Raw genomic sequence first — 12724 nt, 5'->3', positions numbered from 1 at the left:
TGGTCGAGAGCGGCTCGGTGTTTTCGGCGATGCGCAGGATGCGGCCATCGGCGCGAATGAAGATCATGTCGAGCGAGACATAGGTGTTCTTCATCCACATCGACACTTCCTGCTCGGGATTGAAGTCGAACAGCATGCCTTTGCCGTCGGCCAATTCCTTGCGGTACATCAGCCCGGTCTGCTTCTCCTCCTCCGTGGTCGCCATCTCCACCGAGAACACCTGCACGCCGTTCTTGGTGACGATCTCGAGCGGCTGGAAGCTGGCGGCGCGAACGGGGGCGACGGCGAAGCCGACAATGACGAGAGCGGCGGCAAGAAAGCCCCGGGCAACGGACCGGGCGGCCTTTCGATCAAAGCTCATGACGGGATACTCGGCAGAAAACTCGGCAGGAAACGCGGGGACGATTATGACGGCCCGGCGGTTGCGGGACTGCGACATCCTTACGCGGCCACCGCCGCAAAAGCCAGAAGCGCGCAAGGCCCCTGCGCGCTTCTGCTGACGAATACGAAAATTTGAAGTCCGCTAGTGCGACTGGAGGCCTGGCGAGCCGGTTTCGGGGTGGATCTCGGCGGCCATCATGCCCTTGGAGCCGGGCCCGAAGCGGACCAGCACATACTGGCCCGGACGCAGCTCGGTCATGCCGAAGCGGCGCAGCGTCTCCATGTGCACGAAAATGTCGGGCGTGCCCTCGCCACAGGTCAGGAAGCCGAAGCCGCGCAGCCGGTTGAACCATTTGACCTGGGCCCGCTCGAGGCCGCTGGTCGCGGTGACCGTGACGTGGGTGCGCGGCGGCAGCATCTGTGCGGGATGGATCGCGGTCGACTCGTCCATCGAGACGACGCGGAAAGCCTGGTAGCCCTTGGCGCGCTGGACGCACTCGACGACGATGCGGGCACCCTCGTAAGCGGTCTGGAAGCCGTCGCGTCTGAGGACGGTAACGTGCAGGAGGACGTCGGGCCAGCCATTGTCGGGGACGATGAAGCCGTAGCCCTTTGAGGCGTCGAACCATTTGATGACGCCATGGACCTCGACGAGGTTGGCGCTGCCCTCACCCAGCCCGGTGAAGGGACTGAGCGCGTTGTCGCGACCGGCGCCGTGCTCGCCCGGCGCGGGAACTCCCAGCTTCTTGGACTCAAATCCGTCCGACGACCCCATAACCCCGGACCCCGCAACTGTCATGCAACCCGCCACATCGGCGGTGCTCGAATCACGCGTCTTAAGAGAATCTTCTCATTCGACGCGACGCGAATCTTTCGACTCAAAAGATAACACTCCCGGTTGAGACGCATAGATAAAAAAGTGATTCGCCGGAACCTATGAACAGCTTGCATAGCCGCGAATCAAACTAACGCCTCAATTGCCGACAAAGGGGCCGAGCGTCTCGCCGATGTCGTGGTGGATGACGAGGTCGGCGAGTTCGTCCTGCTCGGTCGGCTCGCGATTGATGATCACCAAACGTGCACCCGAATTCTTCGCCATCATCGGAAAGCCGGCCGCCGGCCACACCACGAGCGAGGAACCGATGGCGATGAAGAGGTCGCAAGACTGCGACAGCTCGGTCGCGCGCTGCATTTCATCCTCGGGCATCGCCTGACCAAATGAGATCGTTGCGGTTTTCACCGGCTCGTCGCATGCGGTGCAGTCAGGCGCCGCGCCGTCCTCGTCGAAGCGGCGCTTCACCCAGTCGAGCTGATAGACCTGCCCGCATCCGATGCAGCGCGCGTAAGTGGTATTGCCATGAAGTTCAATCACGCAATCGGGAGCGAAGCCGGAGGCCTGGTGCAGATTGTCGATGTTCTGGGTGATCACTGCCGGAACCTTCCCGGCACGATGCAGTGCCGCCAGCGCACGATGACCGCGGCCGGGCTTTGCCGCGGCGAACACCTCTTCCATCGCGAGACGGCGGCGCCAGGATTCATCGCGCGCCGACTGGCTCGCGACGAACTCTTCGAACTGGATCGGGCGGTGGCGGGTCCAAATGCCGCCCGGTGAGCGGAAGTCCGGGATGCCGCATTCGGTCGAGATGCCGGCACCGGTAAACGGCACGATGATCCTGGCACGCGCGATCATGTCGCCGAGTTGCTCGACGCCGCTCTGAAGGTCCTTTGCAATCATGCGCCACCTCCCGATTCAAAGTCGCGCCTGCTGCACCATTTGCAAGCGGCAGGATTGTTGACGCTCTTATCCCCCGCCGCGCATGCACTGTCATCAGGCGGCAATTCCTTGCCGACCCTCGCTTATCACAATCCTGCAATGCCTCCTCCCCATTGACGCCCCAATCAGAAGCGCCAATGCATGTGTTGACGCGACTCAACGTGATTGCGGCGGCAGTACTTGAGTTCAGACGCGCACATAGACTCAAGTGGAGTGGGGATTTGACATGACCGAAGCCGAACAACGCAAGATCCGCGAACGCGAAGAGATCGCCGCCCGTGTCGCCGCCTTCCGAGCCACGCAGGAGAAATTCAAGCGCGAGCGCGAAGAGTATTTCGTCTCGACGCTGGAGAACGCACGCAAGGTGGAACGACCCTCGCTTTGGCCGTGAGCGCATCGCGCGGTGCCTTGCGAACGAAAAAAAGCCCGGAGCATCGCTCCGGGCTTTTCGATTCCTTGGGCCATTACCAGTGACGGTAGTAGCGGTGGTGCCGGTAGTACGGTCCGCCATAATAAGCATACGGGCCCGGGCCGTAGCCTTCATAATAGACCGGGCCGCCATAATAGCCGTATCTCGGTCCGTAATAGCCGTACGGATGGGACGCTGCGACGGCGCCCGCGGTGATCGCGCCGGCGGCGAGACCGAACGCAAGGCCCGGGCCGTAGTCGTGCGCCTGTGCAGGTGCCGCAACCGCGGTCACGCCGACGGCGGCGACGGTGGCAAGGACGGCGAGTGTCTTTTTCATGATCTCCTCCTTCGCATCTGGTCGGACAACGCAGCCCCGGCGCATTGGTTCGCCGCGGATGGAACCGCGACGGGCAGAAAATAATCTCCCGGCTGGCGGAACGTTTTGAACTGCGATGGATTGACGCCATACATGCGAAGGCCTCCGCCATCCGGTGGGGCAAGAGCATGACGACCCCGTCAGCATCTCCGCGGTGCTGGCGGGGTTTTCAGTTTCGCGGGCAAAATGGCAGCAGACATCAATGGCTGCCAACGGGGCGGGAGGCCGAGGAGACAAGATTGCCGATATCCGCTTTGCTCGCCCGCATCCGCAGGCTCGTTCCCGCAAACGACACGCAGCATTACGACGAGATCGTCCGGAACTTCGGCACAGGCGCGCTTCGCCCGCCCCCGACGCCAATGAGCGACGGCGAGCTCGCCCGCGCAATCGCCGAGTTCCTCAAATCATCGCCGTCCCCGGAGGCGGTTGCGACGCTCGGTCGGCGGCTCGATCCCACCTCGCCGCTTTGAGCGGCGTTTCTTCGCAAGGGAACAGGTGCCTCGCGCGCGGGTTGAAATCGTCTTCCCGCAAGAGGAGCTCATCATGCCCGTCTGGCTCGAAGTCTTGCTCAACCTCTCCGGCTATGCCGGCTTCGTGGCGCTCGCAACAAGCGGCGCTGGGTGCTCGCAGGACTCCGCCGAGGACGAGACCTGCCGCAGCAAACGCTAATTAGCCTGCCGCACGTCACCTGCCGTACGTACCAGCCGGTCGGCCTTTCAAAGGAGTCGATCGACTCGTTTGGCACAGGCCGCGGCGTCGATGCCTCCTCACACACGACCCGTTCTGCATCCGACTCCATTTCGTTCCTGAAGAACGAATCGGAGGCGAGTCATGCGGTGGCAGGCATTTCCTAACGAGCGATGAAGCGACGCGCCGTCACAGGGGATCGTCACCGCCTCGAGCGGAGGCCTTCAGGCCGCCGCGCGCCGGGCGCTCGGCTTCTCCGCAAAGCATTCCAGGATCTGGATGCGGATTTCCTCTGCGGCCGGGCCCTCGACCTTCCTGAGCTGGTTCCAGAGCCGGATCACTTCGCGCTGCTTCTCAACGGTCATGAATCATCTCCTTGAGCTGGATGACTCACTAGAACAAAATGAGAACATAAAGTCCAGCCCGCACGCGAATTTCCTGTGCGTATCGCGTTGAACCTTTTCGGCGCGCCCAAGACCTATGGAAGCTGGGGATTTCAGCGCCCAGTCAGATTGGCAGCGCCGCGATGGACGAACATATTCCGTCACCGCGGCGCTGTTGCTTTTTGGATTTTCAACCTTAAGTTAGAGAGCGGCTGGCGGCCAGGCGCTGAAATCCCAACGCCGTCAGCGAGAGAGCCCCGTGCGCAAGCGCGGGGTTTTTTCGTTGTGCAGGGATGGCCTTGGAGAATTCCACGCAGAACGTGACGACATCAGTCTTTGAGCATGATCCGGAAAAGTCTGAAGCGGTTTTCCGAAAAGATCATGCTCAAACCAAAAGCTAAAGCGCGATGGTGATTCAACCCACTCTCATCGCGCTTTAGAAGATTGTCACGCCGCGCCCGGAGGCGCGGATGACGCGCGACAGCCGGATTCAGACGGCGTCCTTGGCCACCTTCAGCGGCGAGGCCTTGACCGATTTGCTCGCCGGCTTGGCAGCAAACTGCATCGGCTCCTTGGTGAAGGGATTGATGCCCATGCGGGCCTCGGTCGCCGGCTTGTTGACGACCGACATCTTCACGAAACCGGGAATAACGAACTCGCCGGACTCGTTGAGCTCCTTGTAGCCGACCGTCGCCATGTACTCGATGACCGACTTTACGTCGTTCTTCGCAAGCTGCGTGCCCTCGGCAATCGCATCGATCAATTGAGTCTTGGTCATCTTCGCCATGTCTGGAATTCCTCTGAATGGGAGTGCGCGCGAGCTGCGCTGTAGCTTCGTCCCGGAAACGGTAAAACCATGCGCGCCGCGTCTGTTCGTGCCTGAAGGCCACGAAGCAGCCGGGCTTAGAGCCCATCAGGGGCGAAAACGCAAGCAGCAGTTCGGCTCGGGTTCCGTCCTGTTTCCGTCTGGCCGTGGCGATGACGTCGCCGCGGCAACAGTGCTGAGGATGGCGCACGTCCGATGCTTCGGCGTGCTTGAACCCGCGTGAGGGAGGTCCGCGCGTTGACCGTCGCGGGAGTTTTCCACACCCGGCCTCACCTCACCGGGAAACTTTGATCTTGATGGATGTTGTTCAGACTCTGGTAACCTAACGCATCCACTCTTTCATGCAGTCTTGTTGCGTTGGAGTACCCGAAAAGTGCTGAATTTTGATGAGCTGCGTGAACTCGCGGCCGATGTCCGCGTATTTGTCGATGTCGCCGAAGACAAGGCCGAAGCGCTGAGGTCGGTCATCAGGGCCTATGACGTGGTGCTGGCGATCTTCCCGTCCGGAGACGGCATGGGCCTTCACGTCATCAAGGGCAAAGATATCCTGGACAACATCGCAAAGTCGCGCACGCACGCGATCTACAGCCACACGGCGATCGCGGTGCCTGACCTCGAGCATGCCGAAGCACTGAAATATTTGACGACGCCGCCAGAGCAACGGATCGCGGCATAGGCGGCGAGCGCCGACACATCGAGCGATCGTCCTCGGGACGATCGCCCTTCAGTGCCCCCATATCGCGATGGCGAAGCCGATCGCGAGAATGCCGATGCCGATGATCATGCTCCCGGCTTCTGCCACGTCGTCCGCGCCGAACAATTTGGCGATGGCGGCTCCAACCAGGTTGAGGACCATCTCGAAGACGAAGCCGAACAAGGCGTCAAGCATGGCGGCTCATCCAGCCCTGCCAGACTTGATGCCGTGCACCGCGTCGCCGATCGAGCCGCCCACGACCAGCGCAGCGAACACCGGCCAGCCTGCAGACACGACCAGGATCGTCGCCAAATGCGCGTCCTCGCCAGGCCGCCGATAGGCATCGTAGCCGGCAAAAAAGACCACCGCGATCAGGTAACTGACGACGTATCGTTTGAACCATGTCACGGCGAAATGCCCTCGTTTCCAGGCATTCGTCGCCTCAAGCGCCATCCCGGTTCATGCTTGCTTCGCTTGCGGGAGAGGCCAACACTGTCCCCGCTTCGCTTTGCCTGACGTCGTCACCGCAATTGCAAGCCCTTCAGCATGTGACTTGGTCGCCCTGGCCCGCCAAGGTTCATGAGGCACCGTTCAGGGCTCGCCTCGACCTGGATCAGTGCGACGCTGCGCAACAATCCCGTGCAAATCTCACCTTGATCTTAAGCCTCCGCCGCCGCCTTGTTCACCGAAGATCAAGCTTCTTGCCCTAGCCTGCACCGCCGCTTGGAGATCATCACCGGGGGTGCTCGATGAGCGAGGGAGAGTTACGCAAGGACAGGCGCGTCGCGTTCGAACGGCCGCTCGATGCGCGCGTCATGGCGATCGACGGCACATGGCAGCGCGCCTGCAAGATCCACGACGTCTCCGAAATGGGGGCGAAGCTGGTGATCGACGGCGCCGTGACGGATATCGGCCAGAGGGAATTCTTCCTGGTGCTGTCCCCCATCGGCCTCGCCTACCGACACTGCGAGCTTGCCTGGATCAATGGCGAATTCGTCGGCGTTCAATTCATCAATCGCGGCAGGGCAGCGAAGCGAGCGCGTCGCGGCGAAACCCTGGTGAAGTGACGGGGAACTCCCAACAGACTGGCAGCGCTGCCACGCAAATCTGCCCTCATCCCGAGGGCCCGCCTGTCGTGGGGTGCTTTGTAGGGTGGTTAGCTCCGCGGATGCGCGAAGCGCAGTCCGTTGAGCGTAACCCACCAACTTCGGCCGGCATTTGCGAAAAGCATGGTGGGTCACGCCGTGCGGTCAGCGCTTTGCGGTCGCAGGGCTAACCCACCCTGCGACAGCGGTGGTTCACAGAGATCAGCTGCCCGGCGGCTTGTAAGACGCGCGCAGCTTGACCGCATTCTGCCGCACCTGCTTGATCTCGTCCTGGGTGAACAGGCGCGTCAGCTTCACGTTCTGCAGCGCACCTGTGGCGACGGTCAGCCCCGAAATCGCCGGTGCAATGCTCGGATCAGGCACGTCAAAGATCACGAGAACACCGGGCCCGTCGGCAGCAACGCTGTACATCGAGACCAGCTTGCCACCGCCGGCTTCGATCACCTTTGCTGCCGCTTCCTGGCGATTGGTCGTGGGGTTTTCCAGGATCGCATTGAGAGAACGCGGGGTGTATTGCCCTGTGATACAGAAATGCATGGCTGAATTCCTTCTGAACTCATGAAAATCTGGCCGCGACGAGTTGGTCGTCACGAGCGTAGGCTTGCGAACAATGATGGAGTACTTGCCCGCCGTGGGCACAAAGGCCGCCGGTAACCGACGAGATTTCGGCACACCTCGTTGGCGGCTCGTCCTGACGATACATCAGCCGGAGCAGGTGTGAAAGACGCCTTTCGCGTGCAGCCGCTGCAAGCGCGTCGGATGAGTTGCGCTCTTGCAAGTGCACTGTCACCGCTTTTCGAAGATGGTGGAGAAGCTGGTTATCCGATGGGGATCATGGCGGGAGCGGGCGCACCTCGCTCACATCACGCGGTGAAGCATGAACGCTGCCAGCAGCCACTTCAATTCGTCGTGGTCTTGCCGCCGCGCATGGACACGAGCTTGTCCTCACGAAATCCGAGAATGAGCCATGCGGTCTCATCGAAACCGTGTGGGCGCTTTCCCGCGTGAGAATACACCATCTGGGCAGCTTCCGACTTCGACGGTGGTCCCAGCGCCGTGATGACCTGCTGACGCGACATACCCAAATGCAGCTTGCCGTCGAAGACGACGGGCGAGAACTTGTCCGGGATGATGGCGCAATCGGTCGAGGCGCCGGCGTCTTTCTCGGCGAGCTCCTCGACGATCTCCGTGACGCGATGGTCCGCGCCGCCCATCTCTCCGCTGGACACCACCCATATCAGATGCTGCGGTTGCCGATAACACAGCCAGTAGATGCTAGCTGCAGCGTCGCCCTGCTGTTGCATGGTCCCCTCGCCCACGGCTTCGCTGATAGCACCGAGCGGCGTCTCCTCGAAGCGGCCGGCGAATCCGCCCAGCGAAAATCGGGTCGCCAATCTCTTCGCGACCGTCGGCGGCACGCGCTCGAGCGCATGTTCATCGAGTGGCGGCGGCGGTGTCTGCGCGAAGCAGACATCCGCGGGCATCGCGAAAAGCAGAAGCAGCAGGAAGAGCGTCTTTGTCCGAACCATGCAGCTTAGTCGCGCTCGCTCGACAAGGGTTCAGTCGGCTTCCACCGTTCACTGCGAAGTCTTGATGAAGCCTTTGCCCTTCATCCAGCTGCGGGGAACCGTCGGAAGCGCATCTATAGGCCGGTCACCTGTCCTTTGACTTAGGTCAACATAGCGCCCGCCCGCACAGCTCCTTCTACTCGGGGGCGCAGGATACAAAGCTCAGGAGTGTGCCATGGGCAGCAAAGCAAGCTTTGCGGCGATCGCGCTGCTGGCGACGACTTCATCTCTCACCTTCGCAGCCGAGACGCCATCGACGGTGGGAGTAGCGCAGCCGAGCGCCGCCGACCTGAAAAGCCTGACGGACATTCGTGTCGGCATCGTCAAGGCCGCGTTGCAATTGACGTCCGAGCAGGAAAAACTCTGGCCGGCCGTCGAGGAAGCCATCCGCAACAGAGCGAAGAACCGGCAGGCCCGCCTGGAGCGGATCGCCGAACTGCATGACGACGCCACGGATCCCCTCCACCAGGGCAACCCGGTCGAGCTCATGCAACGCAGGGCGGACCGGCTGATTCAGCGCGGAGCCGATCTCAAGAAGCTCGCCGATGCCTGGGAGCCGCTCTACAAAACATTGAGTGATGATCAGAAGAGGAGAATGTCTTTTGCTTCCTATGTCGTCGTGCGGGGCATGCACGATGTGATCGAGCACAGCGTCGAAGCCGAGGACGACGACGATTAGAGCCATCCACATGGAGGTAGATCATGCTTCGATACATCCTCACTGCTTTGGCAGCAATCATTCTCGTGACCGCCAGTCTCATTCCCGATGACGCGTTCGCCCGGCGAGGTGGCGGCGGTGGCGGGTACCGTGGTGGTGGTGGCATGCGCGCCGGGGGCTTTCATGGCGGCGGCATGCGCGGAGCTCACGTCCGCGGCGGTGCCGTTCATGCCGGGCGTGTCCACGGTGGCCGCGGCTACCGCGTCGCCGGAGGTCCTCGGCCGTCGCATCCAATAGCGGGCCGGCCTGGTCGCCCCGGCTATCCGGGCCGTCCCATCGCGGGCCGCCCGGGCCGTCCTATCGCCGGCTACCCCGGATATGGTGGCGGCTACTATCGCCCGGGTTGGGGCTACGGTGCCGCCGCTGTGGGAGCAGCAGCCGCGGCAGGAGCTTACGGCTACTACAACAACTACAACAGCGGCTGCTACTACGACGCCTCTGGCAACTACGTTTGTCCCGGCCAATATCCTTACGGATACAGCTACTGACGAAACTCGATCGCGCGCGGCAGACGCCACACTGCCGCCGCGACGTCAAATTGCCGGGGTTCAAATAGGCGCGAAGTGGACTCTCTCGCTCGGTATCCGACTTCGCGCATTCGTCATCGCGGACACCGCACGGGGATGGCAATGTGGGTGCTGATGTACGTCTTCTCCTACTCGGTCAGCCCGGCCGCCGCCAGCGACAAGGCGGAATGGAGGCTGCTTGCGACGGTGGTGTTTCAGGAGTTCACGAGCGAAGAGCGATGCAAAGCGGCCAAGTCGGCACTTGAGGGCAGCTTGAAGGAAGCTGGAACAAGCTGAGAAGCGGTTTGGAGGACCTGAAGAGCATCGGAAAAGCCGATCCTGCCCAGATCATCATCGCTTACAACGTGGAGTGCCTTCCGAAATAAAGTCGGTCACGGTGCTGCCACTTAATCCAAATTCACTTTCGGTTCACGGAGCCTGGAAGAATTGCAGCGTCATTCTGTGGCCGACGTCTGCAAGCGCCGTAGCATCCGCGGTCCCATTCGATCGACTTCATCGGCAAGGGCGAACGGCGAGAGCGGTTCGAAGCCTGCGCCGCTGGACGGCACCTCCCGAATATCTCAAGATAGTTTCAGTGTCGGTACACCAGATCATCCGGGGCCGGCGTGAGTCACGTGCACCGCAATACAAAAACAGCAGGGAAGAAACGATGCAGCGAAACAGAAATGTGGCTGATGATGCTGCCATGGCTTGCCTGGCTCTCGTAGCAGCCATCACGGTGATCGCGATCTCGCCGGCCAGCGCCGACGATTCAGCCAACATCCCACCCGCGCTCAAATGCGCTGACTTGACCGGCTGGAAGCTGCCGGGATCGACGGCGTCTGTCACCAAGGCCGAAATCGTGCCGGAGGCGCCGCCGGGTACCGTGCAGCCGTCGCCGCCGGCGCCGGCCACAATCTCGGTGGCGCTTCCGCAAAACTGCCGCGCCGATGGCGTGGTCGATCAGCGCGTGGGCGTCGAGGGCAAACCTTACGCGATCGGCTTTGCCGTCGCCCTGCCCGATCGCTGGAACGGCCGGTTTCTGTTTCAGGGCGGCGGCGGTTTGAACGGCTCGATCCGGCCGCCGCTGGGTTATCAGGCGGCCGGCGAGGTGCCGGCGCTGGCGCGCGGCTTCGTCGTCGTCTCGACCGATAGCGGTCATCAGGGCGCGGTGTTCGATGCCTCGTTCCTGAAGGACCAGGAAGCCGCGCTCAACTTCGCCACTGCCTCTGTCGGCAAGGTGACGATGGCCGCCAAGGCGATCGTCGCGCATTACTACGGCCAGCCCGCCAAACATTCCTATTTCACGGGGTGCTCGACCGGGGGCCGCGAAGGCATGCTGGCCTCGGCGCGCTATCCCGAACAATTCGACGGCATCGTCGCCGGCGCGCCCGCGATGCGCACCGGCAACTCCAATATCGGTCTCGCCTGGGCCAACGCTGCTTTCAGCCAGATCGCGCCGAAAGATGCGTCCGGCAAGCCGGAGCCCGCAAAAACTTTTTCCGCTGATGAGCGCAAGCTGATCACGAACGCAATCCTCGAGGCCTGCGATGCCAAGGATGGCGTTAGGGATGGCCTGATCTTCGACGGCAAGGCCTGTCAATTCGATCCAGGGGTCCTCACCTGCAACGGCAGCAAGACGGATTCCTGCCTGGCGCCGCCACAGGTCGATGCCCTGAAGAAGGCTTTTGCCGGACCAAAGAATTCACGCGGCACGCCGGTCTACCCGCCGTTCCCGTGGGACAGCGGCGTGGCAGCCGAGGGCGTTGCCATTCCCGGCATCCTGGCGACAGGCGCGCGCAGTCCGGTCGGACCGCCTGTCTGGGACAGCATCGACGTCGATCAACTCGAAGACCGGGTCAACGCCAGCGGGATGGATCGCCTCGCCAACACCGCCTACTGGACCAACCTTTCGAGCTATTTCGGCCGTGGCGGCAAATTGCTGTTTTACCACGGTGTGAGCGATCCCTGGTTCTCGGCTGAAGACACCGTGAATTACTACGAGCGCATGGCGGCGGAGTCCGGCGGCATGGAGATGGTGCGGGAGACATCGAGCCGGGCCTTCCGGGTGCCCGGCATGGGTCACTGCTCGAGCGGCGCCACACTCGATCGTTTCGATCTCCTCAGCGCGGTCGTGAACTGGGTCGAAGACGGCAAGGCGCCCGATGCGGTGGTCGCAACGGGACCAGCTTTCCCCGGCCGCAGCCGGCCGCTGTGCGCCTATCCGCAACATGCACAGTACAAGGGACAAGGCGATCCGGAGAGCGCGGGGAGTTTCGAGTGCAAGTAGGAGAGCTGTGCGCGGTGTGTCCAATTATGGTGACAGTGCTGGACTGCACCCCAGAAGCGAGACACGATAATTGCAGTGACAGATTACGGTGACAGTGCACTAAACTCGACGCATCAGCGACGGAGGGGCGCATAACAGACATTGGATTGAGTACACTGTCACCGTAATGACAAACCTGTACGCGTGATGATGACTGTTCATTTGAACATAGAATTGCGCATGACCGTGACAGTGCTCAATTCATCCCGTCGCGACTTCGACATGCTCGGCGGAAGCAGCTGAGTGCACTGTCACCGTAATTCCCGATTGACGGTGAAGAAGCCTCCACACGAAACGAAGCCGAGGAGGTCCGCGGTCATGGCGCGACACTACCAGGCAACAAGAGCGATGGCTTCCGCAAGGGCTCAACCCGTCCTGCGGGCTCTATACCCTTGCAGCGGCTTTCGAATGGTGCCCCGGCGTCACGTTTGCAGCGACCTCGAATGGTGCGCGGCGGAAAAGCAATTTAGGGCACTGTCACCGCAATTCTTCGATTCAATCGTGCTTCGACGGCGTGCTGCATTCTGTGTCTGATTGTGCATTCATGAATTTGGACATCGGTTACGTTTTCCGCTTCGCAAATTCGGCGCAGGGAAGCAGTGTCCAAATCTTCCCTTTGCGATGCGTCGGAGGCGACCAAACCATGGATGAGCAGGACGAACAGACCGGCACTGAATAGGGTGAAAATTGGAAAATTGCTCATCTCCTCACCTCTTGGGCGTCTCCCATTGGTCCTATAACGCAAACGTCTTTGCCGAGTTTTCCCGGTCTTATGAAAAATCGTCAGCGTCGTAGCGGTGGCCCTGCAATCAAGCTTGGCTGGCTTCGGCAACCGCGCCGTCTGTTGCTCCAGCACTCGCTATGGGCGTTGCAGCAGAAGAAGTCTCTATCCAACCAAACAGTTTGACCGCAATTTTCCGACAGGCCAACCCTGCCTCAGGTTCCCCCGCCCCCTGCCCCTCCCCCC

General features: G+C 61.6%; 19 protein-coding genes and 1 pseudogene. 10 read left to right on the top strand and 10 right to left on the bottom strand.

Going from position 1 to position 12724, the window contains the following annotated elements:
• The 3 genes from AOQ71_RS30330 to AOQ71_RS30320 form a co-directional block, all read right to left on the bottom strand.
• A partial coding sequence (locus tag AOQ71_RS30330; protein WP_245317256.1) for a DUF192 domain-containing protein occupies positions 1–361 on the bottom strand: 361 nt, incomplete at its 3' end.
• Positions 362–523: 162 nt separating this feature from the next.
• Positions 524–1156, bottom strand: coding sequence for a cold-shock protein (locus AOQ71_RS30325; RefSeq protein WP_057754738.1), 633 nt, complete (start codon positions 1154–1156; stop codon positions 524–526).
• 198 nt (positions 1157–1354) lie between these two features.
• Positions 1355–2116: a Sir2 family NAD-dependent protein deacetylase gene (locus AOQ71_RS30320; protein ID WP_057754735.1), complete on the bottom strand. Its 762-nt coding sequence runs from the start codon at positions 2114–2116 to the stop codon at positions 1355–1357.
• Between the two features lie 265 nt (positions 2117–2381).
• On the opposite strand from AOQ71_RS30320, the gene AOQ71_RS46425 reads away from it, so the two are divergent.
• The gene (locus tag AOQ71_RS46425) at positions 2382–2546 is read left to right on the top strand and encodes a hypothetical protein (protein WP_167354005.1); all 165 of its coding nucleotides are present in this window, start codon (positions 2382–2384) and stop codon (positions 2544–2546) included.
• Positions 2547–2619: 73 nt separating this feature from the next.
• On the opposite strand, the gene AOQ71_RS30315 is transcribed toward AOQ71_RS46425, so the two are convergent.
• On the bottom strand, positions 2620–2901 hold the full coding sequence (locus AOQ71_RS30315) for a hypothetical protein (protein WP_057756625.1): 282 nt from the start codon (positions 2899–2901) through the stop codon (positions 2620–2622).
• A 278-nt stretch (positions 2902–3179) separates the two neighbouring features.
• Here AOQ71_RS30315 and AOQ71_RS30310 point away from each other — a divergent pair, with 278 nt between their 5' ends.
• Both AOQ71_RS30310 and AOQ71_RS49815 read left to right on the top strand, forming a co-directional pair.
• The gene (locus AOQ71_RS30310) at positions 3180–3410 is read left to right on the top strand and encodes a hypothetical protein (protein ID WP_057754732.1); all 231 of its coding nucleotides are present in this window, start codon (positions 3180–3182) and stop codon (positions 3408–3410) included.
• A 73-nt stretch (positions 3411–3483) separates the two neighbouring features.
• Positions 3484–3609 carry a hypothetical protein gene (locus AOQ71_RS49815; RefSeq protein WP_283809624.1) on the top strand — a complete coding sequence of 42 codons (126 nt, stop codon included), beginning with the start codon at positions 3484–3486 and terminating at the stop codon, positions 3607–3609.
• Positions 3610–3851: 242 nt separating this feature from the next.
• Here AOQ71_RS49815 and AOQ71_RS46420 read toward each other — a convergent pair whose 3' ends face one another.
• Both AOQ71_RS46420 and AOQ71_RS30305 read right to left on the bottom strand, forming a co-directional pair.
• Entirely contained in the window at positions 3852–3992 is a 141-nt protein-coding gene (locus tag AOQ71_RS46420) for a hypothetical protein (RefSeq protein WP_167354004.1), read from the bottom strand.
• Positions 3993–4500: 508 nt separating this feature from the next.
• Complete coding sequence (locus AOQ71_RS30305) at positions 4501–4797, bottom strand: HU family DNA-binding protein (RefSeq protein WP_057754729.1); 297 nt, start codon at positions 4795–4797, stop codon at positions 4501–4503.
• A gap of 412 nt (positions 4798–5209) precedes the next feature.
• Between AOQ71_RS30305 and AOQ71_RS30300 the strand changes: the two genes are divergently transcribed.
• A complete protein-coding gene (locus AOQ71_RS30300; RefSeq protein WP_057754726.1) occupies positions 5210–5512 on the top strand; it encodes a hypothetical protein in 303 nt (100 codons plus the stop codon).
• 48 nt (positions 5513–5560) lie between these two features.
• On the opposite strand, the gene AOQ71_RS45490 is transcribed toward AOQ71_RS30300, so the two are convergent.
• Together AOQ71_RS45490 and AOQ71_RS30295 are read right to left on the bottom strand one after the other, a co-directional pair.
• Positions 5561–5725: a hypothetical protein gene (locus AOQ71_RS45490; protein WP_157083694.1), complete on the bottom strand. Its 165-nt coding sequence runs from the start codon at positions 5723–5725 to the stop codon at positions 5561–5563.
• 6 nt (positions 5726–5731) lie between these two features.
• Positions 5732–5983 carry a hypothetical protein gene (locus tag AOQ71_RS30295; protein WP_057754724.1) on the bottom strand — a complete coding sequence of 84 codons (252 nt, stop codon included), beginning with the start codon at positions 5981–5983 and terminating at the stop codon, positions 5732–5734.
• Positions 5984–6279: 296 nt separating this feature from the next.
• Between AOQ71_RS30295 and AOQ71_RS30290 the strand changes: the two genes are divergently transcribed.
• Complete coding sequence (locus tag AOQ71_RS30290) at positions 6280–6597, top strand: PilZ domain-containing protein (RefSeq protein WP_057754719.1); 318 nt, start codon at positions 6280–6282, stop codon at positions 6595–6597.
• A gap of 240 nt (positions 6598–6837) precedes the next feature.
• Here the strand turns inward: AOQ71_RS30290 and AOQ71_RS30285 are convergent, their stop codons facing one another.
• Both AOQ71_RS30285 and AOQ71_RS30280 read right to left on the bottom strand, forming a co-directional pair.
• Entirely contained in the window at positions 6838–7275 is a 438-nt protein-coding gene (locus tag AOQ71_RS30285) for a GYD domain-containing protein (RefSeq protein WP_245317254.1), read from the bottom strand.
• Positions 7276–7535: 260 nt separating this feature from the next.
• Positions 7536–8120, bottom strand: coding sequence for an outer membrane protein assembly factor BamE (locus AOQ71_RS30280; RefSeq protein ID WP_162268427.1), 585 nt, complete (start codon positions 8118–8120; stop codon positions 7536–7538).
• Between the two features lie 259 nt (positions 8121–8379).
• Between AOQ71_RS30280 and AOQ71_RS30275 the strand changes: the two genes are divergently transcribed.
• The 5 genes and pseudogenes from AOQ71_RS30275 (at position 8380) to AOQ71_RS50445 (ending at position 11718) form a co-directional block, all read left to right on the top strand.
• On the top strand, positions 8380–8883 hold the full coding sequence (locus AOQ71_RS30275; RefSeq protein WP_057754705.1) for a Spy/CpxP family protein refolding chaperone: 504 nt from the start codon (positions 8380–8382) through the stop codon (positions 8881–8883).
• Between the two features lie 23 nt (positions 8884–8906).
• Positions 8907–9410 (top strand): hypothetical protein, encoded by a 504-nt coding sequence (locus tag AOQ71_RS44055; protein ID WP_083514601.1) that lies wholly within the window; start codon positions 8907–8909, stop codon positions 9408–9410.
• A 141-nt stretch (positions 9411–9551) separates the two neighbouring features.
• Positions 9552–9725 (top strand): hypothetical protein, encoded by a 174-nt coding sequence (locus AOQ71_RS30265; RefSeq protein ID WP_245317253.1) that lies wholly within the window; start codon positions 9552–9554, stop codon positions 9723–9725.
• 373 nt (positions 9726–10098) lie between these two features.
• Positions 10099–11169, top strand: a pseudogene (locus AOQ71_RS30260) (tannase/feruloyl esterase family alpha/beta hydrolase); the annotation flags it as partial.
• Between the two features lie 9 nt (positions 11170–11178).
• The gene (locus AOQ71_RS50445) at positions 11179–11718 is read left to right on the top strand and encodes a tannase/feruloyl esterase family alpha/beta hydrolase (RefSeq protein ID WP_488226156.1); all 540 of its coding nucleotides are present in this window, start codon (positions 11179–11181) and stop codon (positions 11716–11718) included.
• The last annotated feature ends 1006 nt before the right edge of the window (positions 11719–12724 follow it).

The organism is Bradyrhizobium manausense (assembly GCF_001440035.1).
Taxonomy (GTDB): Bacteria; Pseudomonadota; Alphaproteobacteria; order Rhizobiales; family Xanthobacteraceae; genus Bradyrhizobium; species Bradyrhizobium manausense.
Note: the sequence above shows the minus strand (reverse complement) of the source record. Positions and strands in the feature narration are given on the sequence as shown.